This window comes from Pseudomonas sp. PIC25, from assembly GCF_002286785.1.
Classification (GTDB): domain Bacteria; phylum Pseudomonadota; class Gammaproteobacteria; order Pseudomonadales; family Pseudomonadaceae; genus Pseudomonas_M.
Genome location: NZ_MUJY01000099.1, coordinates 1 through 22,533 on the forward strand (window position 1 = coordinate 1; position 22,533 = coordinate 22,533).

At 66.6% G+C, this 22,533-nt stretch carries 16 protein-coding genes, 1 tRNA gene and 3 pseudogenes; 8 read left to right on the forward strand and 12 right to left on the reverse strand.

From position 1 onward, the window contains the following. Positions 1 to 527: 527 nt before the first annotated feature. Positions 528 to 764, forward strand: a complete 237-nt coding sequence (locus BZL41_RS12060) for a type II toxin-antitoxin system ParD family antitoxin (RefSeq protein ID WP_095599527.1) — start codon at positions 528 to 530, stop codon at positions 762 to 764. A 53-nt stretch (positions 765 to 817) separates the two neighbouring features. Beyond that, positions 818 to 1,089 (forward strand): annotated as a pseudogene (locus BZL41_RS12065) (type II toxin-antitoxin system RelE/ParE family toxin). Between the two features lie 26 nt (positions 1,090 to 1,115). On the opposite strand, the gene BZL41_RS12070 reads toward BZL41_RS12065, so the two are convergent. From BZL41_RS12070 to fdnG, 7 genes are all read right to left on the reverse strand, one after another. After that, positions 1,116 to 1,211: transfer RNA gene (locus BZL41_RS12070), tRNA-Sec, on the reverse strand. A gap of 18 nt (positions 1,212 to 1,229) precedes the next feature. Next, positions 1,230 to 3,143: a selenocysteine-specific translation elongation factor gene (gene selB / locus BZL41_RS12075; protein ID WP_095599528.1), complete on the reverse strand. Its 1,914-nt coding sequence runs from the start codon at positions 3,141 to 3,143 to the stop codon at positions 1,230 to 1,232. Next, positions 3,140 to 4,546 carry an L-seryl-tRNA(Sec) selenium transferase gene (gene selA, locus BZL41_RS12080; RefSeq protein ID WP_095599529.1) on the reverse strand — a complete coding sequence of 469 codons (1,407 nt, stop codon included), beginning with the start codon at positions 4,544 to 4,546 and terminating at the stop codon, positions 3,140 to 3,142. The genes selB and selA overlap by 4 nt, the downstream gene beginning before the upstream one ends. Beyond that, positions 4,543 to 5,463, reverse strand: coding sequence for a formate dehydrogenase accessory protein FdhE (gene fdhE, locus BZL41_RS12085; RefSeq protein ID WP_095599530.1), 921 nt, complete (start codon positions 5,461 to 5,463; stop codon positions 4,543 to 4,545). Before fdhE ends, selA begins: the two co-directional genes overlap by 4 nt. Positions 5,464 to 5,559: 96 nt before the next feature. Next, a complete protein-coding gene (locus tag BZL41_RS12090; RefSeq protein ID WP_095599531.1) occupies positions 5,560 to 6,183 on the reverse strand; it encodes a formate dehydrogenase subunit gamma in 624 nt (207 codons plus the stop codon). A gap of 168 nt (positions 6,184 to 6,351) precedes the next feature. After that, complete coding sequence (fdxH, locus tag BZL41_RS12095) at positions 6,352 to 7,275, reverse strand: formate dehydrogenase subunit beta (protein WP_095599532.1); 924 nt, start codon at positions 7,273 to 7,275, stop codon at positions 6,352 to 6,354. A gap of 1 nt (position 7,276) precedes the next feature. Then, complete coding sequence (gene fdnG / locus BZL41_RS12100; RefSeq protein ID WP_143518074.1) at positions 7,277 to 10,351, reverse strand: formate dehydrogenase-N subunit alpha; 3,075 nt, start codon at positions 10,349 to 10,351, stop codon at positions 7,277 to 7,279. 139 nt (positions 10,352 to 10,490) lie between these two features. Here fdnG and BZL41_RS12110 point away from each other — a divergent pair. Then, positions 10,491 to 10,742: pseudogene (locus BZL41_RS12110) on the forward strand (DMT family transporter); the annotation flags it as partial. On the opposite strand, the gene BZL41_RS12115 reads toward BZL41_RS12110, so the two are convergent. Continuing rightward, entirely contained in the window at positions 10,701 to 11,678 is a 978-nt protein-coding gene (locus BZL41_RS12115) for an SdiA-regulated domain-containing protein (RefSeq protein WP_095599534.1), read from the reverse strand. The pseudogene BZL41_RS12110 and the gene BZL41_RS12115 sit on opposite strands and share 42 nt — an antisense overlap. A 355-nt stretch (positions 11,679 to 12,033) precedes the next feature. Here BZL41_RS12115 and BZL41_RS12120 point away from each other — a divergent pair, with 355 nt between their 5' ends. The 3 genes from BZL41_RS12120 (at position 12,034) to BZL41_RS12130 (ending at position 15,658) form a co-directional block, all read left to right on the forward strand. Beyond that, positions 12,034 to 13,521 (forward strand): SulP family inorganic anion transporter, encoded by a 1,488-nt coding sequence (locus BZL41_RS12120; protein WP_095599535.1) that lies wholly within the window; start codon positions 12,034 to 12,036, stop codon positions 13,519 to 13,521. A gap of 11 nt (positions 13,522 to 13,532) precedes the next feature. Next, complete coding sequence (locus BZL41_RS12125) at positions 13,533 to 14,378, forward strand: universal stress protein (protein WP_095599536.1); 846 nt, start codon at positions 13,533 to 13,535, stop codon at positions 14,376 to 14,378. Positions 14,379 to 14,524: 146 nt separating this feature from the next. Next, positions 14,525 to 15,658, forward strand: coding sequence for a GGDEF domain-containing protein (locus BZL41_RS12130; protein ID WP_095599537.1), 1,134 nt, complete (start codon positions 14,525 to 14,527; stop codon positions 15,656 to 15,658). Positions 15,659 to 15,887: 229 nt separating this feature from the next. On the opposite strand, the gene BZL41_RS29420 is transcribed toward BZL41_RS12130, so the two are convergent. The 4 genes and pseudogenes from BZL41_RS29420 to pbpC all read right to left on the reverse strand — a co-directional run bounded on the left by BZL41_RS29420 (position 15,888) and on the right by pbpC (position 21,177). After that, positions 15,888 to 16,625 (reverse strand): methyl-accepting chemotaxis protein, encoded by a 738-nt coding sequence (locus tag BZL41_RS29420; protein ID WP_371916518.1) that lies wholly within the window; start codon positions 16,623 to 16,625, stop codon positions 15,888 to 15,890. Positions 16,626 to 16,751: 126 nt separating this feature from the next. Continuing rightward, positions 16,752 to 17,819, reverse strand: a pseudogene (locus BZL41_RS29425) (cache domain-containing protein); the annotation flags it as partial. 147 nt (positions 17,820 to 17,966) lie between these two features. Continuing rightward, on the reverse strand, positions 17,967 to 18,737 hold the full coding sequence (locus BZL41_RS12140) for an ABC transporter substrate-binding protein (protein WP_095599539.1): 771 nt from the start codon (positions 18,735 to 18,737) through the stop codon (positions 17,967 to 17,969). A gap of 100 nt (positions 18,738 to 18,837) precedes the next feature. Then, on the reverse strand, positions 18,838 to 21,177 hold the full coding sequence (pbpC, locus tag BZL41_RS12145) for a peptidoglycan glycosyltransferase PbpC (protein WP_256578146.1): 2,340 nt from the start codon (positions 21,175 to 21,177) through the stop codon (positions 18,838 to 18,840). Positions 21,178 to 21,356: 179 nt separating this feature from the next. On the opposite strand from pbpC, the gene BZL41_RS12150 reads away from it, so the two are divergent. Both BZL41_RS12150 and BZL41_RS12155 read left to right on the forward strand, forming a co-directional pair. Continuing rightward, entirely contained in the window at positions 21,357 to 22,010 is a 654-nt protein-coding gene (locus BZL41_RS12150) for a hypothetical protein (protein WP_095599540.1), read from the forward strand. Positions 22,011 to 22,206: 196 nt separating this feature from the next. After that, positions 22,207 to 22,500 (forward strand): hypothetical protein, encoded by a 294-nt coding sequence (locus BZL41_RS12155; RefSeq protein ID WP_095599541.1) that lies wholly within the window; start codon positions 22,207 to 22,209, stop codon positions 22,498 to 22,500. Positions 22,501 to 22,533: the final 33 nt, after the last annotated feature.

A 22,533-nucleotide genomic window follows, 5' to 3' on the forward strand; every position in this document is an offset into this window, starting at 1 on the left:
AATGGTGGCGCGCTCTTCGACGCTGAGTTCGGAATAAGACATAGGGGCAGCACCGTACCGGAAAGGTCAGGTGTTGCACTCAGTTTTTGCGGCCGCCAGTACATCCATAGCAATAGTGAAATCTCTACCAGCATCAATGTGCCGCCACTGCAGTTAAGAAAACTCTGAAAAAGCCCTGAATTTGCGAAGCAGCCGCTCTGTAACCCGCATGGTTGCTGGGGCGTATTTTTCAAGGACTGGCTTTTTCAGATCATCCTTAAGGTGAAATAGAAAGCTGCAGCAAGTGTCGAAGTCATTGCAAGGGATAGCGAGAGAGAACCAGGGGTTTGAAGCCCGGCCGCGCCTGCCTTGTCTTGTCCGTGCAGCCGAGTCAGGCCGAGGACGTATGGCCAAGGGCGTTGCCGTGGAGGGATTTTTGTTCGCTGGCAGGCGATGCTTTATGGCACAGCGACTTCATACTTCTTCGGCCCCCACATTAGCGGTAGGTTGTAGGCTCCTTGCCAAATTTTTCCAAGCCGGATTCCGTCATGAGCACCATGAACATCTCCCTACCCGAGGCTTTGAAAAGCTTTGTCGATGAGCAGGTCGGTCAGCGTGGCTACAACACCAGCAGCGAGTACATTCGCGAGCTGATTCGCAAGGATCAGGATCGGCAACACTTGCGTGGCCTGCTCCTGACTGGGGCGGAATCCGCGTCCACTGCGCCTGTCGATGGCAGCTACTTCGAGTCGCTGCGAGCCAAGGTATGGAACGCTCGGGGATGAAGGCCAAAGCCGTTATCCCCAGGGCACTGGCCAGATAGGATGTAGACGATACGATTTACCACTACCTGAGCGAAGACGCCGAACAGGCGTTCTTGGCTTCATCGATGCGCTGGAAAAAGCCTACGCCCATATAAGCCGTCACCCCTCCGCCGGTTCCACCCGCTACGCCTTCGAACTCGACCTGCCGGGCCTGCGCTGTTGGCCGCTGGCACGCTACCCGTATCTGGTGTTCTACGTGGAGCGCGACGATCACATCGACGTATGGCGCATCCTTCATGGAGCGCGGGATATTCCTGCCTGGCTGGGTGAAGCCTCTGCCCACTGAGGCAGCGCAGGGGCGAGCCCCAATACTGGCGGAAGGCAGTGGGAGTCGAACCCACCCGGGAACGGCTGCCGTCCCCCACCGGGTTTGAAGCCCGGCCGCGCCACCGGGCGCGAGTGCCTTCCTTTGTTCGTGCCGCTGCGTCAGGCCGGGGCCGGGTGGGCCAGGGCATTGTCGCGGCGGACTTTGCGTTCGTTGCCGAAGCGGCGGGTAAGGCCGATGCGGTCGAAGTGTTCGAGTATCTGGATGCTGCGTTTGCGGCCCAGGTGGATGCGGTCGCGAAAGGCGGCGGCGCGGATGACGCCGGCCTGATCCTCCAGGCGCAGGACTTCGCTGGCCAGTTGGCGGATGGTCGTATCCGGGTAGAACAGGTCTCTCACCACTTGTTGCAGCAGGCCGAGCCGGGCGAGTTTGCGCAGAAGCAGGCGCACGGCGGCTTCGTCCTGGCCGAGTTCGCGGGCGAGGTCGCGGACCCAGGGTGGGTCGAAGCCGCCCGCTTCGAGCAGGGGCCAGAGGCGTTCCCTGATCGCTTCTTCTGCGTCGCTGAGGCGCACGCGGTGGTCCGGGCGGTGCAGCCAGGGGCCGCTGGCTTCGATGCGGCTGGCGGCCATGGCGGAGTCCAGCAGGGCGATGAAGACGGGGCGTTCCAGTTGCGGCAGGGCGTAGCGGCGCAGGCGGTCGCGGTCGGGGCCGAGTTCGTCGGGTTGTTCGCTGTGGAAGTGTTCCAGCCGCGCCACCAGGTGGTCGCTCAGCGCTTGCCAGCGCGCTTGGCCGAATAGGCGCGGCCCGAGGCGAGTGGGGATTTCCAGCAGGCCGTCCGGCAGGTGCCAGCCGGCGCGTGGGCGGTTGAACTGGCGCTCCAGCAGGGCCGGGTCGAGGCCGCTTTCGGCTTCGGCGAGCAGGGTTGGCAGGGCGTTTTCCAGGCTGGCGTCGATCAGGGCACGCAGTTGGCCGAGGCGGTTTTCCGCGCGACGGCCGCGGCTGGGGGCGAAGGGGTCGAGGACCACACCGCCGCCGAGGGTGCGTTGGGCGGACTGGTCGCGGATCACCAGGCGGTCGCCGTGTACCGCGTGCACTGGGGCGTTGAGCAGCAGTTGCGCGAGCATGCCCCCGCCCGGTGCAAGGCTTTCGCCTTCCAGCAGGGCGACGCGGCCGGTCAGGTCCTGGGCACCGAGGTGCAGGTGCAGCGGGGTCCAGTGTTTGAGGTCGCGGGATTCGCCGGGGAGCAGCTGCAGCAGGCAGTCGATGCGGCTGGTGGGGGCATGGAGCGCGGGATGCAGCAGCCAGTCGCCACGGTGGATCTGTTCCACGGCGAGGCGCTCGCCGGCGAGGTTGAGGGCCACCCGCTGGCCGGCGCGGGCTTCGTTCGCCTCGCGGTTCTGCGCGTGCAGGCCACGCACCCGCACGGAGCGGCCGGACGGGCTCATGACCAGCTCATCCCCCACCCGCACGCGCCCGGCGAAGGCGGTGCCGGTGACCACCACGCCGGCGCCGGTGAGGCTGAAGGCGCGGTCGATGGGCAGGCGAAAGTAGCCGTTGTCGCTGCGCTGGCGGCAGGCGCCGGCTTCGTCGATGAGGGCTTGGCGCAGGGTGTCGATGCCCTCCCCGCTCAGGCTGGAGACGGCATGGATCGAGCTACCGTGCAACGGCCCCGGCGCCAGCAGTGCGGCAATCTCGGCGCGGACGTCGGCGAGGCGCGCCGCGTCCGCCCGGTCGATCTTGGTGAGGGCGACCAGGGCGCGGCGGATGCCGAGCAGTTCGACGATGGCCAGGTGTTCGTGGGTTTGCGGCATCACACCGTCGTCGGCGGCCACCACCAGCAGGACGAGGTCGATGCCGCAGGCGCCGGCGAGCATGTTGTGGACGAAGCGTTCGTGACCGGGGACGTCGATGAAGCCGATGGGCTCGTCGCCGCCGAGGGTGGCGTAGAGGTAGCCGAGGTCGATGGTAATGCCGCGTTCGCGCTCGGCCGGGCGGCGGTCGCCCTCCTGGCCGGTGAGGGCCCGCAGGAGGGCGGTCTTGCCGTGGTCGATATGGCCGGCGGTTCCGACGATCACGGTACCTCCCTGCGGAGGTCGGCGAGTTGCGCCAGGAACGCCGGTTCGTCGTCGAGCTGGCGCAGGTCGAGCCAGAGGGCGTCGTCGTCGAGGCGGCCGAGCACCGGGATGGGCAGCAGGCGCAGGGTTTCTTCCAGTTGGCGCAGGGAGCGGCCGCGCAGGCGCCTGGGCTGTTGCGGGCGCAGGCAGAGGGCGGCACTGGGCAGGCGCGCCACCGGCTGGGCGCCGCTGCCGATCATGCCGAGGGCGTCTTCGACGCTGACGCCCCAGGTGTCGCCCAGCACGGCGGCGAGGGCTGGGGCGAGGCGTTCGGCCTGGGCGCGGATGTCCGCCTGCGGCCGGCTGAGCAGGCGCAGGCTGGTGAGGCGCTGGCCGAGGCGGTCGGGGTCGCGGTAGAGGCCGAGCACGGCTTCCAGGGCGGCGAGGGTCAGTTTGTCCACCCGCAGGGCGCGCTTGAGCGGGTTTTTCTTGATCCGTTCGATGAGGTCCTTGCGGCCGACGATGAGGCCGGCCTGGGGCCCACCGAGCAGCTTGTCGCCGCTGAAGGTGACGAGGTCGGCGCCGTCGCGCAGGGCCTCCTGCACGGTGGGTTCCTTGGGAAGGCCCCAGCGGCTGAGGTCGATCAGGCTGCCGCTGCCGAGGTCTTCCAGCAGGGGCAGGCCGTGGGCGTGGGCGATGGCGGCGAGATCGGCGGTGGCGACGCTGGCGGTAAAGCCCTGCACGCTGTAGTTGCTGGTGTGGACGCGCATCAGCAGGCCGCTGCGCGGGCCGATGGCGGCCTCGTAGTCGCGCGGGTGGGTGCGGTTGGTGGTGCCGACTTCGACCAGTTTCACCCCGGCGCGGGCCATGATGTCGGGGATGCGGAAGGCGCCGCCGATTTCGATCAGTTCGCCGCGGGAGATGATGCCTTCCTTGCGTGCGCCGAGGCTGTTGAGGGCGAGCAGCACGGCGGCGGCGTTGTTGTTGACCACGGTGACGGCTTCGGCGCCGGTCAGTTCGCGGATGAGCCCGGCGATGAGGTCGTCGCGGTCGCCGCGCTTGCCGGTGGCGAGGTCGAATTCGAGGTTGAGCGGGTAGCGCGCCGCCGTGCAGATCGCGTCCACCGCTTCTTCCGGCAGCAGGGCGCGGCCGAGGTTGGTGTGCAGCACGGTGCCGGTGAGGTTGAACACCCGCCGCACGCGGCTGCGGTGTTGGGCGGCGAGGCGTTCGCCGGCGCGCCCGGCGAGCACGGCTTCGGAGAGTTCCAGGCTGGCCAGTTGGCCCTGGCGCGCCGGCTCGCGCAGCTCGTCGAGCAAGCCGCGCAGGGTGGCGAGCAGGGCTTCGCGGCCGTAGCGCTGTTGCAACGGGGCGCAGGCCGGCGCGCGCAGCAGGCGGTCCACCGAGGGCAGGCGGGCGCTGGTCATCCCTCCCCTCCCGGCGCCAGCAGCAGGTTGGGTGCGCGGCGCAGGTAGCCCTGTTCGGCCAGCAGCAGGTCGAGGTCGAGGCTGGCGAGGTCGGCGGAGAGGCATTCGCCGTCGGGGGCGTGTTCCAGGTAGAGCTGCTTGAGGTAGGTCTTGCAGCTCGGGCAGGCCTCGGCGCGCACGCCGTGGGGCGAGTCGTCGAGGTGCAGGTAGTCGAGGCGCTTGGTGCTCTGGCAGTGGCTGCATTTCAGGCGCACGTAGTGCCATTCGCCGCTGCACAGGGAGCAGACCAGGTAGCGCAGGCCGTTGACCTGGCCGCGATGGCGGATCACCCCGGCCATGGGCGGCGCGCCGCAGCAGGGGCAGTAGGCCTGGTCTTCGCGCTCGCGCAGTTCGCCGAGGTCGAGGCCGAGCAGCCAGTGGCTCCAGGCGGTTTGCAGGCCGGCGCCGATGAAGGGCACCAGCGCGGCCGGCAGCAAATCGTACTGGCCGCTGACCAGGGCCACGCCCCACGCCTTGCGCTGGCTCGATCCGGCCTTGCGCAGGTGGTCGAGGGCGCCATCCAGGGCCGGGTTGGCGACCGGTGGGATGAAGGCACGCAGCAGGGCATCGAGGAACACTGGCCAGCCATCGTCGCGCACCAGGGTGTCGGCGGCCAGGGGCGGCAGGCCGTGGACCAGGGATTCGCGGATGCGGTGGGCGTTCGGTGCGGGGACATCCGGCGGGGCATCGAGCACGGCTTGCTGGGCCCGGCAGATCGCGGCGGCCAGGGTCAGGTAGGCGGTAAGCGGGTGGTTCTGGGCGAGCGTTTCCAGGCACGCGGCGCGCAGCTCGAAGAGGTTGCGCGGCGGCAGTTGGACGAAAGGCGGCTTGCTGGCCGCGGCTTCGATCTGGCCCGGCTCGAGAATGGTGCCTGACACGCAGGACTCCTTACTTCATGCACCCCGGCTAAAGCGTAGACGCCGATTCGCCGTTCCGCTCGATGGCGGGCGCGACCCGGTGTCGCGCCGCCCCGTTCACTTGCGTTCGCGCACCACCGTTTTGTACCAGCCGGGGTGATGCTTGCGCGCCCAGGCGCGGCTTACCCGCCCATAGAGCATGGCGCCCACCGAGCCCTTGACCCAGATGGCGGCGTAGATGTGGACGATGATGCCGAGGATGAGCACGAAGGCCGCCGCCGCATGCAGCAGGCTGGCCCAGCGCAGGGTCTCGATGCCGAACATTGCGCTGAAGTACTGCCGCCAGATGATCACGCCGCTGACCACCAGCACCAGCATGCTCAGTACCAGCACCCAGAACAGCAGTTTCTGCCCGGCGTTGTAGCGGTCGACTTCCGGCAGGCGGTCTTCGCGGTTGCCGACCACGTCGCGCCATTGCCGCAGCCAGCGGGCGTCCCTGTCGTTCATGCGGTTGTGCCCGGCGAAGCGGATCGCCAGCCAGAGGAATAGCAGGAACATCACCAGGCCGAGGAACGGGTGCAGGATGCGCGTCCAAGTGCCGCCGCCGAACAGGGCAGAGAGGCCGAACAGCGCCGGGTGAAAAAGCGCCAGCCCGGACAGGCCGGCGAGGATGAAGAGAACCGCCACGGCCCAGTGGTTGCTCCGTTCGGAGGGGGTGTAGCGTTCGATGTCGTCGTTCATTGCGGTCTCCCGAATCGTTCAGGCTGTTGGGCCTGGTTCCGGCCTTGCTCCATGCGCTGGGCGCTGGTCCGTTTGCCCTCTCCCCAACCCTCTCCCATGAATGGGAGAGGGAGCGGACTGAGCAGGTGTCGACCCGGACACGCCCCTCACTCCTCACCCCTCTACTCTTCACTCCCTCCCCTTCGGGTCCACCACATGCACCGATGGATCGACCTCGTGGACGATGGGTTCTCCCGGCTCCGGGCCTTCCTCGACGCGGTTCGGGCCGACGCGCACGTAGTGGAAGAAGCCGGCCAGCACGGCGGCGCCCATGGCGAACAGGGCCAGGGGTTTGGTCACGCCTTTCCACAGGCTCACCAGCGGGCTGACGGCCGGCTCGTCCGGCAGGTTGCTGTAGAGCGAGGGCTGGTCGGCGTGGTGCAGCACGTACATGACGTGGGTGCCGCCGACGCCGGCCGGGTCGTACAGGCCGGCGTGCTCGAAGCCGCGTTCCCTGAGGTCGGCGATGCGGCCGTCGGCGTGCTCGATCATGTCTTCCTTGCTGCCGAAGACGATGGCGCCGGTCGGGCAGGTTTTCACGCAGGCCGGCTCCAGGCCCACCGCCACGCGGTCGGAGCAGAGGGTGCACTTGTAGGCCTTGTGATCCTTCTGCGAGATGCGCGGGATGTTGAACGGACAGCCGGTGATGCAGTAGCCGCAGCCGATGCACTTGTCCTGGTTGAAGTCGACGATGCCGTTGGCGTACTTGACGATCGCGCCGGGGCTCGGGCAGGCCTTGAGGCAGCCCGGGTCCTCGCAGTGCATGCAGCCGTCCTTGCGGATCAGCCATTCGAGGTTGCCGGCCGGGTTTTCGTACTCGGCGAAGCGCATTACGGTCCAGGAGTCGGCGGTGAGGTCGATGGGGTTGTCGTAGACACCCAGGTTGGGGCCCACGTCGTCGCGCAGGTCGTTCCATTCCGAGCAGGCGACCTGGCAGGCCTTGCAGCCGATGCACTTGGAGGTGTCGATCAGCTTGGCCACCTCGCCGACCTGGCGCACCGAGGGCATCGGTGTGGTGGTGGCGGAACGGGCGATGATGTCTTGAGTGGCCATGTCACACCTTCTCCACGTTCACCAGGAACGACTTGAACTCCGGCGTCTGGGTGTTGGCGTCGCCGACGAAGGGGGTCAGGGTGTTGGTCAGGTAGCCGTTCCTGGCCACGCCGGTGAAGCCCCAGTGCAGCGGGATGCCCACCTGGTGCACGGTCTTGCCGTCCACGGTCAGCGGCTTGAGGCGCTTGGTGACCACCGCCACGGCCTTGATGAAGCCACGGTTGGAGGACACCTTGACCCGCTGTCCGGCCTGGATGCCGAGCTCCTTGGCCAGCGCCTCGCCGATCTCGACGAACTGCTCCGGCTGGGTGATGGCGTTGAGGCGGCTGTGCTTGGTCCAGAAGTGGAAGTGCTCGGTCAGCCGGTAGGTGGTCGCCGCGTAGGGGAACTCGTCGGCCTTGCCGAACAGTTCGAGGTCGTTCTGGAACACCCGCGCCGCCGGGTTGCTGGTCACGCCGGGTTTGTCCGGGTGCAGCGGGTTGCGGCCGATGGGGGTTTCGAACGGCTCGTAGTGCTCGGGGAACGGGCCTTCTGCCATCTTGTCCACGGCGAACAGCCGCGCCACGCCTTCGGGGTTCATGATGAACGGATTCATGCCCGCTTCCGGCGGCGAGTCGGGTTTGAAGTCCGGGACGTCGGTGCCGCCCCAGGCCGTACCGCTCCACCACACCAGGCGCTTCTTCCGTGGGTCCCAGGGCTTGCCCGCGGGGTCGGCCGAGGCGCGGTTGTAGAGGATGCGCCGGTTGGCCGGCCAGGCCCAGGCCCAGCCGAGGGTCTGGCCCATGCCATAGGGGTCGGCGTTGTCGCGCCGCGCCATCTGGTTGCCCTGCTGGGTCCAGGAGCCGCAGAAGATCCAGCAGCCGCTGGCGGTGGAGCCGTCGGCACGGAGCTGGGCGAAGCCCGCCAGTTGCTCGCCGGCCTTGGCCAGCACGGCGCCGGTGGCCGGGTCGGTGACGTCGGCCAGGGCCTTGCCGTTGAATTCGCGGGCGATTTCATCCGGCCCCGGCTCGTCCGGGCGCAGGTAGCTCCAGTCGATGTTGAGGATCGGGTCGGGGAAGGCGCCGCCTTCCTTGCGGTACAGCTCGCGCAGGCGATGGAACAGCCCGCCCATGATGGCGATGTCGGTGCGCGCCTGGCCGGGCGGCTCGGCGCCCTTCCAGTGCCACTGCAGCCAGCGCCCGCTGTTGACCAGGGAGCCGTCTTCCTCGGCGAAGCAGGTGGTGGGCAGGCGGATCACCGTGGTCTGGATCGCCGCCGTGTCGACGTCGTTGTAGTCGCCGGCGTTGCGCCAGAACTCGGAGGTCTCGGTAGCCAGCGGGTCCATCACCACCAAGTACTTGAGCTTGGCCAGCGCGGCGCCGACCTTGGCCTTGTTGGGGAACGAGGCGATGGGGTTGAAGCCCTGGCAGAAGTAGCCGTTGACCTTGCCCTGATACATCAGGTCGAAGACCTTGAGTACGTCGTAGCCGGGGATGTCCAGCTTGGGCAGCCAGTCGTAGCCCCAGTTGTTTTCGGCGGTGGCGTTCTTGCCGTACCAGGCCTTCATCAGGCTGACGTGGAATTTCTCGTAGTTCTGCCAGTAGGAGAGCTGCCCCGGCCGCAGCGGTTTCTGCGTGCGCTTGGCAATGTAGGCGGCATAGTCCTGTTCGGCGTCTCCGGGCAGGGTCAGGTAGCCCGGCAGCAGGTTGGAGAGCAGGCCCAGGTCGGTCAGCCCCTGGATGTTGGAATGTCCACGCAGAGCGTTCATACCGCCACCGGGCATGCCGATGTTGCCGAGCAGCAACTGGACCATGGCGCCGGTGCGGATCATCTGCGAGCCCGTGGAGTGCTGGGTCCAGCCGAGGGCGTACATGATGGTCATCACCTTGTCCGGGGCGGAGGCCTCGGCGATGGTGTTCCAGACCTGGAGCATCAGCTCCTTCGGCGTGCCGCAGATGCTGCTGACCACCTCGGGGGTGTAGCGGCTGTAGTGCTGCTTGAGCAGGTTGAACACGCAGCGCGGGTGGCTGAGCGTCGGGTCGACCACGGCGAAGCCGTCCTCGCCGATCTCGTAGCCCCAGGCGGACTTGTCGCCGTAGCGCCGCAGGCTGGCGTCGTAGCCGCTGAACAGGCCGTTCTCGAAGGTGAAGCCTTCGCGCACGATGAACGACGCATCGGTGTAGTTGCGCACGTACTCGTGCTGGATCTTGTCGTTGGCGATCAGGTGGTTGATCAGCCCGCCGAGGAAGGCGATGTCCGTCCCGGTGCGGATCGGCGCGTACAGGTCCGCCACCGAGGCGGAACGGTTGAAGCGCGGATCGACCACGATCAGCCGGGCCTTGTTGTGCGCCTTGGCTTCGGTGACCCACTTGAAGCCGCAGGGGTGGGCTTCGGCGGCGTTGCCGCCCATGATCAGCACGAGGTCGGCATTCTGGATGTCGGCCCAGTGGTTGGTCATGGCGCCACGGCCAAACGTCGGGGCAAGACTTGCCACCGTCGGGCCGTGTCAGACACGCGCTTGGTTATCGAATCCCAGTATGCCGAGGGAACGCACCACCTTGTGGGTGATGTACCCCGCCTCGTTCGAGGATGCCGAGGCGGCGAGGAATCCGGTGGTCAGCCAGCGGTTGACCGTCTGGCCCTGCTCGTTGCGCTCGATGAAGTTGGCGTCGCGGTCCTCTTTCATCAGCTTGGCGATGCGGTCCAGGGCGTCGTCCCACTCCAGGCGCTTCCATTCGTTGGAGCCGGGTTCGCGGATCTGCGGGTACTTCAGCCGGTTGGGGCTGTGCACGAAGTCCAGCAGACCGGCGCCTTTCGGGCAGAGGGTACCGCGGTTGACCGGATGGTCGGCGTCGCCCTCGATGTGGATGATCTCCTGGACCACGTTCTTGCCGCCGTCGCCCTGGCTGTACATGATCAGCCCGCAGCCGACGGAGCAATAAGGGCAGGTGTTGCGCGTCTCACGAGTGCTCGCCAGTTTGAAGTGGCGAACCTGGTCGGCGAAGGCAGCCGGTGGAGCCATGCCCAGCGCCGCCATGCTCGATCCCCCAAGGCCGACCGCACAGACCTTGAAGAATTGCCGACGGTTCATATCCATCGTTGTTCTCCTGCATCAGGCTTGGAGCGGTACAAGCGAGCCCGCTCAATCCATAACCCTAGCCAAGACAAGGGAATTGGCAAATCGCCATCCGCGCGGGGCGGGCCGATGGGATCGATTGGCACCGGAGTGAGGCATATTGAAGGGGTTGAGCTGGTGGCACTGGGCGGGCGGTTTTCTCGGTGCCTTCTTCATCGCCACCGCCGCCTTCGCCGGGCCGCGCATCGGCGCCCTGCTGCTAATGGTTCTGGTGCTCGCCGGTCAGTTGGGCATGGCACTGCTGCTCGATCACTTCGGCTGGGCCGGCTACCGCGAGACACCGATCAGCGTGGGCAAGGTCGCCGGGGTGCTACTGATCGTCGCCGGTATCTGGCTGATCCGCCGCGGCTGATCGTCCGCCACGGCCGAACGCATAGAACAGGTTGGGCTCGCTGACCAGATAGAGGTTGCCTCGCTCGTCGAAGGTCATGCCTTCGGCCTGCGGCACGCCGCTGTCGAGCCCGGCGAACCCACCGAACAACGAGCGCAGGCCAATCAGGCGGCCGTTGCGGTCCAGCTCCATCAACAGCTTCGATTCGTCGCTGAGCAGCACCAGATGCCCGCTGCCCGCGTCGAAATGCACCGCCGACAGGTCGCGGGCCGGCAGGTCCCTCACCCATGCCTCGCGATCGATCACCTGTAGGCCGAACGCACCGTCGAGGCTGGCCTTGAGCCCGCGTATCTCGTAGAGCTTGATCGGCGAATGCTCCTTGGCCACGAACAGGCGGTCGCCGGCACGGTCGTAGCCGACGCCCTCGAAGCCGTTGTTGTCGACCTCGCCGAGACTCAGCGTCAGGCTGCGAGCATCGCTGCGGAACAGCGGGCCGGGGCGTTCAGGAACGGGAATCGCCAGCAGCGCCTGGCTGCGCTCCTCGATCACCAGCAGCAGGTCGTCGCCCAGGTAGGCGAGGTCTTCGACATCGGCGAAGCCACTGAGCGGATAGCGTCCGAGGAACTCGCCTTCCTTGCCCAGGGCGATCAGTTCCTCCGGGTTGTTCACCACCGCCCAGAACCGGTCGCGCCGCTCGTCATAGGCCAGCCCGGAAAGGTTCTTGTCCACCGTCTCCACCGCCAGCGCCTCGGTGAGTACCCGGTATTCCGGCAGGCGCAGGCCGCGTAACGTCTCAGTGCCCGGATGCCAGGCGGTTTTCAGCCAGAAGTAGACCCGCTCGTCGAGGTGCAGGAGACGCACCTGATAGAACGACAGCAGACTGAAGAGCAGCAGCGCCCATTTCCATGGACCGAGAGCAGGCAGCTTTCCCAGCAGCCCCTTGGCGATAGCGGACATTGGCGATTCCCGATTGGAATGACAGGCAGTCTCTCCGAGAAATGTTTCAGCCTGACGAGCGACCGATACCGGCCGACGCGGCGGATCGTCGGTCGTCAGGCCGCGCCCGCCTGTGCTAAGGTTCGCCCCCTCTTGCAAACACCGGTTCAAGACGCGTCGCGATGACCGTGCATTCCCTCAGCTGGCTGCCCACGCCGCCATAGCGCTCCGCCCCCTCCGCACACCTGCCGCCGTGCAGGTCGCCCCTGCGCCTGTCCCTGCGATGGGCGCGCCCTTGCGTGTCGACTCTTACAACTGATTGCCGAAGCCTGATCGCTCCCGAGTCGGTCTGCGCTTCATTCGAATAGGAATACCCATGCTCCAGTCCCTCAAGCAGACCTGGTTTTTCAACGTCCGCGGCGATGTGCTCGCCGGCCTGGTGGTCGCCCTGGCGCTGATCCCGGAGGCCATCGCCTTTTCCATCATCGCCGGGGTCGACCCGAAGGTTGGTCTCTATGCCTCCTTCTGTATCGCGGTGGTGATTGCCTTCGTCGGCGGCCGTCCGGGGATGATTTCCGCCGCCACTGGCGCCATGGCGCTGCTGATGGTGACGCTGGTGAAGAACCACGGCCTCGAATACCTGCTGGCCGCCAGCCTGCTCTGCGGGGTGTTGCAGATCGGCGCGGGTTACCTGCGGCTGGGCTCGCTGATGCGCTTCGTCTCGCGCTCGGTGGTCACTGGCTTCGTCAATGCCCTGGCGATCCTGATCTTCATGGCCCAGTTGCCCGAGCTGACCAACGTTACCTGGCACGTCTACGCCATGACTGCCGCCGGTCTGGGCATCATCTACCTGTTTCCCTACGTGCCGGTGATCGGCAAGGTGATTCCCTCGCCGCTGGTCTGCATCCTGTCGATGACTGCCGTGTCCATCGCCCTCGGCCTGGATATCCGCACCGTCGGCGACATGGGCGAGCTGCCGGACACCCTGCCGGTGTTCCTCTGGCCGGACGTACCGCTGACCTTCGAGACCCTGGCGATCGTCTTCCCCTACTCGGCGGCCCTGGCCGTGGTCGGCCTGCTGGAATCGATGATGACGGCGACCATCGTCGACGACCTGACCGACACCCCCAGCGACAAGAACCGCGAGTGCAAGGGTCAGGGCGTCGCCAACATCGCCGCCGGCCTGCTCGGCGGCATGGCCGGCTGCGCGATGATCGGCCAGTCGGTGATCAACGTGAAATCCGGCGGACGCGGCCGGCTGTCCACCCTGGTGGCCGGTTCCGTGCTGCTGGTGCTGGTGGTGTTTCTCAGCGACTGGGTACGGCAGATCCCCATGGCCGCGCTGGTGGCGGTGATGATCATGGTTTCCATCGGCACCTTCAGCTGGGATTCGCTGCGCAACCTCAAGCGTTACCCGCTCTCCACCAACCTCGTGATGATCGCCACGGTCGCCGTGGTGGTGTACACCCACAACCTGGCCTACGGGGTTTTCGTCGGCGTGCTGCTGGCGGCGATGTTCTTCGCCAACAAGATCGGCCATTTCCTGTATATCGGCTCGGATACCGATGCCGACGGCACCCGGCGCACCTACAAGGTGGTCGGCCAGGTGTTCTTCGCCTCGGCGGACAAGTTCGTCGGCGCTTTCGACTTCAAGGAGGCGGTGGGCAGCGTCGTCATCGACCTGTCCCGTGCGCATTTCTGGGACGTCACCGCCGTCGCCGCGCTGGACAAGGTGGTGCTCAAGCTGCGTCGCGAGGGCACCCAGGTGGAGGTGATCGGCCTCAACGAGGCCAGCGCCACCATCGTCGACCGCTTCGCCGTGCATGACAAACCGGACGCCGCCGATCAGCTCATGGGCCACTAAGGAGAACGCAGATGACCGACGTAATCGCCTGTATCGATGGATCGCAATCCTCCCCGGCGGTTTGCGACTACGCCGCCTGGGCCAGCCTGCGGCTCGACGCGCCGCTGACGCTGCTCCACGTGCTGGATCAGAACCAGTACCCGAACAAGGCCGACCTGTCCGGCAACATCGGCCTGGGCAGCCGCGAACATTTGCTGGAACAGCTCGCCGCACTCGACGAACAGCGCAGCAAGCTGGCCCAGGAGCAGGGTCGGTTGATGCTGGAAGCTGCCAAGGAGCGTGTCCGGGCCGATGGCGTGGCCGAACCACACCTGCGCCAGCGCCACGGCAACCTGGTGGACAGTCTGCGCGAGTTGGAGGGCACCATGCGCCTGCTGGTAATGGGCCGCCAGGGCGAGGCCAGCCTCGGCGAGCAGATCGGCAGCCATCTGGAAAGCGTCATCCGCACTTTGCATCGACCGATCCTGGTGACACCGAACAGCTTCCAGGCACCGCAAAGCCTGTTGCTGGCATTCGACGGCAGTGCCACCTGCCGCAAGGGCGTCGAGACCATCGCCGACAGCCCGCTGTTCAAGAGCATGCCGGTGCATCTGCTGCTGGTCGGAGCGGCTACACATGACGCCCACGAACAGCTCGAAGCCGCCTGCAAGCGGCTGCGCAACGCCGGGCTCGCAGCGCAATCGGCAATCCGCGCCGGCGAGGTCGAGCCGACCCTGCACGCCTACCAGGCCGAGCAGGGGCTCGACCTGCTGGTGATGGGAGCTTATGGGCACTCACGCATCCGCCAGTTCCTGGTTGGCAGCACCACCGCCAGCATGTTGCGCACCAGCCGAACACCGCTTCTGTTGCTGCGCTGATACAGATTCCCGCACTGGGCGCGGTGCTCTGCGTCGGGCCCCGGTGCGCGTGACACTTTCGGATAAATGACATGGTGGCAATTTGCATCTAGCGTGATACAAAGCGCCTATGCTCAATCCTGCCGTTCTGTGATCACAACTTTCCGATGACCGACGCCGAGATTCCCCGTCAGTTGGACGCCTTTACCCTGTGGCGGGAAGCCGTGGACATGCGTTCACGCTCACGCGTGGGCGGCTTCTATTACCTGTTCGCCTGGCTGCTGGTCTGGGGATTCAGCGCGGCGCCCATGGAGAACTGGCCAGCGGGCCTCGGACTCGGCCTGTTGTTCGGCCTGACCCTGGCCCTGCGCTGGCTGCACGACCTGCCGGCGAGCCACGATCCCGATCTGCTGCGACATTGGATGAAGCGCCGCTGGCAGCTGATCCACTTCACCTCGCTGGCCTGGGGGCTGGTCCAGGCCTGGGTGCTGCTCGACGAGGCCTACCGGGACACGCGGCTGATCGCCACGCTCAGCACCATCGCCTTCAGCACGGCGATGGTCTCCACCTTCGCCATGAACCGCCGCTGCTGCGCCCTGGCCATCCTGTTGTTGTACCTGCCCGGGCTGATCAGCCTGAGCCGAGGCATGGAGAACCTCGGCGAGCTGGTGACCCTGACCTTCTACTTCAGCTACCTGTTGCTGGCGCTCAACCGCAGCCACAAGGACTACCATGGCAACCTTGCGCTGGAGTTGCAGTTGATCGAGCAGCGCGACCGCCTCGACGCCCTCAGCCGTACCGACAGCCTCACTCAGTTGGGTAACCGCTACCAGTTCAACAACCTGTTCCCCTCCATGGTCGCCGCGGCCCAGCGCCAGCGCGGCTCGCTGGCGCTGGTGCTGCTGGATATCGATTACTTCAAGCACGTCAACGACAACTTTGGCCACACCACCGGCGACCTCTGCCTGCAACACTTCGCCGAACGCATGCGCCAGGTGTTCCGTCGCGACAGCGACGCCCTGCTGCGCCTGGGCGGCGAGGAATTCGGCGTGCTGATGCCGGACACCAGCCTGGAACAGGCCCAAACGCTGGCCGAAAGTTTCCGGCAGAACCTGATCCACCAGGGTTTCGAGGTGCAGGGACGCACCCTGCCGCTGACCGCCAGCCTCGGCGTGGGCTGCTTCGACCCCAGCCGGGACAGTGCGGAGTCGTTCTTCAAGCGCGTCGACGACGCGTTGTACAAGGCCAAGGCCACCGGTCGCGACCGCATGGTCCTGGCCAGTTATGCCTCGGCCCAGTAGGGTCACCGGCGGAGCCTCGTGGGCGAATGAATTCACCCCTACACCGGGCCCTTGTGGGAGCGAATTCATTCGCGATGAAGTGACGAAGGTGCTTCGCCAATCGCGAATGAATTCGCTCCTACAGGTTGCTCGCCACGCTTCTCTTTCGTAGGAGCCAGCTCTGCTGGCGAAGCTCTATGTCGCCCATCGCGAACAAGCTCCTCCTACAGACAAAGCCCCGTGCCCTCGCTCAGAGCCGGAAATTACCCATCTGCCGCGCCAGGTCTTCGGCCAGGCGGCTGAGGGTGCGGCAATCCTCGCGGCAGGCGCGGACTTCGTCGGCGGTGGCGTGGGCCAGGTCGGCGATGCCCTGGACGTTGCGGTTGATCTCCTCGGTGACCGTGGTCTGCTCCTCGGTGGCCGCCGCCACCTGGGTGTTCATGTCGCTGATCCGCTCCACCTGGTCGGTAATCGCGCCAAGCGAATGGCCGGTGCGCTGGCTCGCTTCGACGCCGGTGCCGGTGGCCGACTGTCCGGCGTGCATCGAGCTGACCGCGGTGTCGGCGCCCTGCTTCAGGCGCTGGATCATCTGCTGTATTTCATCGGTGGAGGACTGGGTTCGGCTGGCCAGGGTCCGCACTTCGTCGGCAACCACGGCGAAACCGCGGCCCATCTCCCCGGCCCGGGCCGCTTCGATGGCGGCATTCAGGGCGAGCAGGTTGGTCTGCTCGGAAATGCCGCGGATCACCGCCAGCACCTGGTCGATGGAGGCCACCTGCTCCGCCAGCTCGGCGACCGCCTCGGAGGCGCTGCCGATCTCCCCGGACATCCGCTCGATCAGCGCCACCGACTGGCCGACCACCTGCCGCGCGCCGCTGGCCTCGCTGCGTGCCGTCTGCGATGCCTGGGCAGCGGCGCTGGCGTTGCGGGCGATCTCCTGCACGGTCAGGCCCATTTCATGGACGGCGGTAGCCACCATGTCGGTCATTTCCTGCTGGCGACCGGCGCGGCCGGCGGTGTTCTCCACCACCTGCGCCACCTGCCCCACCGCCGAGCGCAGACGCTCGCTGGTGGCCAGCACCTCGCCGATCAGGCTGCGTTGGCTTTCCAGGAAGCGGTTGAAGCCACGCGCCAGATCGCCCAGTTCGTCGGCACGGTCTTCGCGCAGCCGGCGGGTCAGGTCACCACCGCCGCCACCGATTTCCACCAGCGCCGCCGTGACCTGGCGGATCGGCCGCACCAGCCCGCGTGCCAGCAACACCACCAGGCCGAGGAACAGCAGCGCCACCGCCACGCCGATCAGGCTGGTCATCCATAGCGCCTGGCGGGCCTCGGCATAGACCTCCGATTCCGGCACCTCGCTGACCAGCACCCAGTCGAGGGCCTGCAGCGGCTGGGCGATGGCGAGGAACGCCTCGCCGTCGCGCTCGAACGACACGGCCTTGCTCGATGCGCCGAGCAACTTCCTGGCGGCATCGGCACCCACCAGTTGCTCCAGCTCGCGGCTGTCGTTGAATTCCGCCTGCGGATGCACCTTCACCCGACCGTCGGCGCTCACCAGATAGACGCGCCCGGCCTGGCCAAAGCGGAAGTCGCGGATCATGTCGGACATGGCACCTAGGCTGAAGCCGAGCCCGGCCACCCCGAGCGTCTTCCCCTCGGCGGCGATGCGCTGGTTGATGAACAACGTCGGCTGGCGTGTGCCCTGGTCGATATCAATCTCCAGGGAACGGTCCTTGCCGGAATCGACGAACCCATAGAACCAGGCGTTTTCCTTCGGTCCGCGGCTGAGGGTGCGGTCGAGGCCCTTGCCGGTGAAGTAGTGGCCGCTGTCGAGGGCGACGATGAAAGTGATCAGCGCCTTCTGCCGCGTCTGTACGCCGGCTAGGTAGCGGCTGAAGCTGCCTTGGGCACTGGCATCCTCGCCGTTGGCCAGCCAGTCCGCCACTAGGCTGTTGCCGGCGATACCCTGGGCGGCGGTGAGCGGCTCGGCGAGTACCCGCTCGAGATCGTTGCGGATCGCCAGGATGCTGGCCGGCAGAGCTTCCTCGATCAGGTAGCGCTCGGCCAGGCGATTGGATACCGCCGAATAGATGCCGACCACGATGAGGATACTGGCCAGCAGGGCGGTGCCCATGCTGAGGATCAGCTGCCATTGAATACTGCGTTGCCAAAGGCGCATGTGGGATCTCCGGATTCTGGCGGCCAACACTGTATACAAAACATGTACACAATATTACAAGCAAGGCCGATGAAAGCCGTATCGGCAGATCGCCGGGCCACATGAGAGAAAGTCATCCTGTCCGGACGTGCGGTCACCACCTGTCGCTCAAGGCAGCAGGTCCTGGTCGGCTTTCAACCCGGCCGGAGGGCTGTCGGGAAACCACTGAGAGTGAATGTGCGCGAAGCTACCGTCGCGCTTCATGTCGTCGAGAGCCGCCTGCCAGCGCCGCACCAGCGCCTTGTCGGTCTCCAGGGAAAAGGCGATGTAGCTGCTGGTGCGCATGAAAGTGTGTACAGGCTGGAGTGCATCCGGCGGCGCGCCGACTTCTTTCAGCAAGCCCGGCAGCAACTGGTCCTCGTAGACCATCAGCGGGACCCGGCCGAGCAAGGTCATGCGCACCATTTCATGCGGCTTGGGCACCAGCTCCAGGTTGGTAAAGCCCAGCCGCACCAGAACCTGATGCGAATACCACTCGCGCGGCACGGCGATATGGTTCAGTTGCCGCGCCTCCTCCAGGCTGGAGACCGGCAGGGGCTCACCCTTGCGCGCATAGAGGCTGGTGCTGGTGCTGACAATCGGCCCGACCCAGCGGAACAGGGTTTCCCGGTCCGGCGTGCGGACGGTCACGAACAGGCCGACGTTGGGCTGGGTGGTGGCCATCTTGTAGCCGCGCGCCCAGGGCACGACCTTGATCTCCGCCCGGGTCTCGGTGCGGCGTACGAGCTCTTTCACCACGGCGACCGCCATACCGTCGGGCACACCGTCGTGGCTGAAGTTGATTGGCGGGTTCTCTTCCGTATACAGCAGCAGTTCCGCCGCACGCACATCGGTACAGAGCAGCAAAACCATCATCAGACGCAACCACCACGCTGCCATTGTTCTCACCACTCGTACGTCCCCGGCCCGGTCAGTGAGGCCATCAAAATAATGGCACTCCAGTGCCGGTTTACCCATGCCGGTCGTCCGATGACCAGGGTCAATCGGCCACCTCGAACTCCACCCGGGCGGTCTGTCCCTCTTCATCGAGCACGCTGAGCTGGTAGCGCCCGGCGCGGCCGAACGCCTGGTCGAACGGCTGCCCGGAGGCGCGTTCCGCCAACGGGACGCCGTTCAGGAACCACCAGTACCGGCCGCTGCCGCCGAGCGCCGAGAGGCTCAGCCGCAGGGGCTCGGTGCTGCCCGCCGGACGGCGCAGGTTGTCGCCTTCACGCACGCCGACGATGGATAACGGCGCGGCCACCGGCGCCTGCCGGGGCGGACACTGCGGATCGCTGCCCGGCAGGCGCGCACGGCGCCGTTCGCGACGCGGCAGCCAGGGCTCCAGCGGCGCCGGCCAGAACACCCGCTCGGACGCCGTGGCGCCGGGGCAGCCACTGTCCACCTGTAGACCCTTGGCATTGATCCAGATCGTCTGGCGCAGGCCGAGCCCCAACGGTTGATCCGCAGCCAGCAGGGTCGGCGGTGTGGTGCCGTCGAGTGTCCAGGCGAAGCGCTGGCGGCGGCAGTTCGGATCGTTCCGGGCCATGGGTTGGCCGAGCGGCCAGCAGATCGCGGCCACACCGATGCTGCTCGGCACCGGCTCCACCGGCACGCCGATACCGCGCTGGCTGTCGCGGTTGACCAGCAGGTCGTGCACTTGCAGCAGCAAGGGCGCAGCCGAGGCCAAGCCGAACTGACCGGGCACCGGGGTGCCGTCCGGCCGGCCGATCCAGATGCCGATCAGGTGCCGCGGGCCGACGCCGATGGCCCAGGCATCGCGGAAGCCGTAACTGGTGCCGGTCTTCCAGGCCAGGCTCGGGCGCTGCACCAGTTGGGCACGGGGATCGCGGTCCGGGCGCGCCTGGCCGCTAAGGATGCGCCGGATGATCCAGGCCGCGCCGGGCGACAGCAGGCGTCGTTCGTACAGGGCATCCTCGGGATGGAAACGCAGGCGGGCCGCGCGGCCCTGCCGGGCGAACGCACTGTAGCCGACGACCAGATCCTCCAGGCGGCTACCCGCCCCGCCGAGGATCATCGCCAGGTTGGGCTCGGCCAACGGCGGCAGGGCCAGCGGCACGCCGGCGTTGCGCAGTTCGCCGGCAAAGCGCTTGGGCCCGTAGGCCTCCAGCAATTGCACCGCCGGCAGGTTGAGCGAGGTGGCCAGGGCTTCGCTGGCCGACACCGGCCCGGTGAAGCCGGCGGCGAAATTGCCCGGCCGGTAGTCCCCGTAGCGGCGCGGGACGTCCTGCAGCAGCGATTCCGAATGGATCAGCCCCTCGTCCAACGCCAAGCCATAGAGGAACGGCTTGAGCGTCGAACCCGGCGAGCGCGAGGCGGCGATCATGTCGACATGGCCGAAGCGGCGAGGATCACCGATATCCACCGAACCCAGGTAGGCGCGCACCTTCATGCTCTCGTGCTCGACCACCAGGATCGCCGCCGAGGTGCGTTCCGGCAGGCGCGCCCGCCACCCCATCAGCAGCTCTTCCAGACGGCGTTGCAGCGCCGCATCGACCGTGGTGCGGATCAGCGGCGGGCTGCCGGACACGTTCAGCCGCCGCGCCAACAAGGGTGCCAGCCGGGGCTCCTGGCGCGGAGCGAGGAACACCGGCTCTTCGAGGGCCTCCGCGACCGCGCCCTGTGGCCAGACCTGGAATTCGGCCAGACGCCGCAGCACCTTGTCCCGCGCCGCCTGCGCCCGTTCGGGATGGCGATCCGGACGCAGCCGGCTGGGCGCCTGGGGCAGCACCGCGAGCAGCGCCGCCTCGGCGCGGGTGAGCTGGCTGGGCGGCTTGCCCAGGTAGGCCCAACTGGCCGCCGCCACGCCTTGCAACGTGCCGCCGAATGGCGCGCGGTCGAGGTAGAGGTGGAGAATCTCGTCCTTGGACAGGTGCCATTCGAGCTGCAGGGTCCGCCAGAGCTGGCGGAGCTTGCCGCCGAGACTGCGCTCGTGGGGATCGAGCAGGCGCGCTACCTGCATCGACAGCGTGCTGCCACCGGACAGCACGCGTCCTCCGCGCAGGTTCTGCCAGGCGGCACGGGCCAGGGCCAGCGGGTTGACACCGGGGTGGCGGTAGAACCAGCGGTCTTCGTAGGTCAGCAGCGCTTCAAGGTAATAAGGCGACACCTGCGCCGCGCTCACCGGATAGCGCCAGACGCCGTCACGGTCGGCGAAACGCCAGAGCGGCGTGCCGTCCTCGGCCAGTACGACCCGCGCCAGATCGTCCCCGGGCAGCGGCAGCGGAAACATCCGGTCGGCGCTCCACAGCACAGCCAGCGCGAGCAGCGGCCAGAGCAGCCAGGGGTGCCAAATCAACGACCGCCAATATTTCGGCACTTAACCATCCATTCGTCGGAATTTTGTCGAATCATTGCCAACAGCGGTTCCGCCACCTTTACAGCCTCTGTTGCACACCCTAAACAGATATCAAACTGACATCACTGGAATCAGCCGATCCACGGTCAGTGGCGCGCCCATTTCATTTTCGGCTCGAACCGTCCCTTCTGGAGACACACATGGACATGTACCGCTTTCGCCGGAACCTGCTCGGCACCGCGTTCCTCTCGGCACTTTCTATCCCCTGCGCGTTCGCCTTCACCCCGACAGTGGAGATCACCGAGCCCAGCGGCATCCACTATGTCGCCGGCTTCCCGGCCAGCGTGAACGTCACCCTGAATCTCTCGGTGTTCAACACGAGCAACAACAACTGCATCACCAACGGCATCAAATCGATCACGGTGAATGCACAACACGGCGACGACCCGGCGACCACCATCCATACCTCGTCCAGCGACCCGATCAACAATTCGACACAGCTTTGCCCGGCACCCTATGGCTTCAACTGGAGCGTACCGGCACCCGGCAGCTACACCCTGCTGGTGACCGTGAAGCACGGCAACGATACCGGGGTCGATACCGAGACCGTCGAATTCCTCATGCTGACGGTGGAATACCCCGCCCCGCCGGCGGTCGCCAACGCCTATATCAACAGCGTGCCCCTGTACAAATCCGCCTCCGGCAAGAAGCGCGGCTGCATCATTTCCAAGATCGCCGAGAAACACGCCAAGCTCGCCGACGACCCGAGCGGCTACGGACCGAAAGGTGGCCCCTACGATGAACCAGCGATTCGCCAGGACGTAGACCTCTACTACGCCGGCGCCGGCTGCTGATCCCGCTGTCGTGCCGCCCGGATTCGTCCGGGCGGTGCTCCTTGCCGCGTCGCGCTCCCCGGTTCGCTTTTGAACCCACGCCCCTTCTCCGCTCTCCAAGCATCATCCGCACCGCACACCGCCATGCGCTCCGCTTGCGGTACAGTAGCCGCGCCGTGAAACCCATGGGCGCCGTCAGGTCCAGAAGGATATGCAGATGCAGGTAGAAGGCTTTTTCGAATGGCTCGGCCAAGTGCTGGGGTCGTTCATCCGCTTCATCGTCGAGGGGCTGCGCGGCTTCTTCTCGCTGCTCGCCGATGCGGGCAGCAGCTTCATCAACGGCCTTTCCAAGGCGCTGGGCATGAGCCCGTCGCTGCTCGGCATCATCGTCCTGATCATCGGGCTGCTGCTGCTCTTCGCCGCATTCCGCGCCTTCATGCGCAAGTCCATCGTGTTCGGTCTGATCTGGCTGCTGCTCGCCCTCTGGGTCCTGAGCCTGGTGGTCAGCTGACCGCCCAACCGGGACGGTACGCGCTTTCAGCGG

What these genes read in the sequence shown, in the direction of transcription:
- BZL41_RS12060 (WP_095599527.1), top strand. Translation starts at nt 528, where the DNA reads ATGAGCACCATGAACATCTCCCTACCCGAGGCTTTGAAAAGCTTTGTC.
- selA (WP_095599529.1), bottom strand. Translation starts at nt 4,546, where the DNA reads ATGACCAGCGCCCGCCTGCCCTCGGTGGACCGCCTGCTGCGCGCGCCG.
- BZL41_RS12090 (WP_095599531.1), bottom strand. Translation starts at nt 6,183, where the DNA reads ATGAACGACGACATCGAACGCTACACCCCCTCCGAACGGAGCAACCAC.
- fdxH (WP_095599532.1), bottom strand. Translation starts at nt 7,275, where the DNA reads ATGGCCACTCAAGACATCATCGCCCGTTCCGCCACCACCACACCGATG.
- BZL41_RS12115 (WP_095599534.1), bottom strand. Translation starts at nt 11,678, where the DNA reads ATGTCCGCTATCGCCAAGGGGCTGCTGGGAAAGCTGCCTGCTCTCGGT.
- BZL41_RS12120 (WP_095599535.1), top strand. Translation starts at nt 12,034, where the DNA reads ATGCTCCAGTCCCTCAAGCAGACCTGGTTTTTCAACGTCCGCGGCGAT.
- BZL41_RS12125 (WP_095599536.1), top strand. Translation starts at nt 13,533, where the DNA reads ATGACCGACGTAATCGCCTGTATCGATGGATCGCAATCCTCCCCGGCG.
- BZL41_RS12130 (WP_095599537.1), top strand. Translation starts at nt 14,525, where the DNA reads ATGACCGACGCCGAGATTCCCCGTCAGTTGGACGCCTTTACCCTGTGG.
- BZL41_RS29420 (WP_371916518.1), bottom strand. Translation starts at nt 16,625, where the DNA reads ATGACCGACATGGTGGCTACCGCCGTCCATGAAATGGGCCTGACCGTG.
- BZL41_RS12140 (WP_095599539.1), bottom strand. Translation starts at nt 18,737, where the DNA reads ATGGCAGCGTGGTGGTTGCGTCTGATGATGGTTTTGCTGCTCTGTACC.
- BZL41_RS12150 (WP_095599540.1), top strand. Translation starts at nt 21,357, where the DNA reads ATGGACATGTACCGCTTTCGCCGGAACCTGCTCGGCACCGCGTTCCTC.
- BZL41_RS12155 (WP_095599541.1), top strand. Translation starts at nt 22,207, where the DNA reads ATGCAGGTAGAAGGCTTTTTCGAATGGCTCGGCCAAGTGCTGGGGTCG.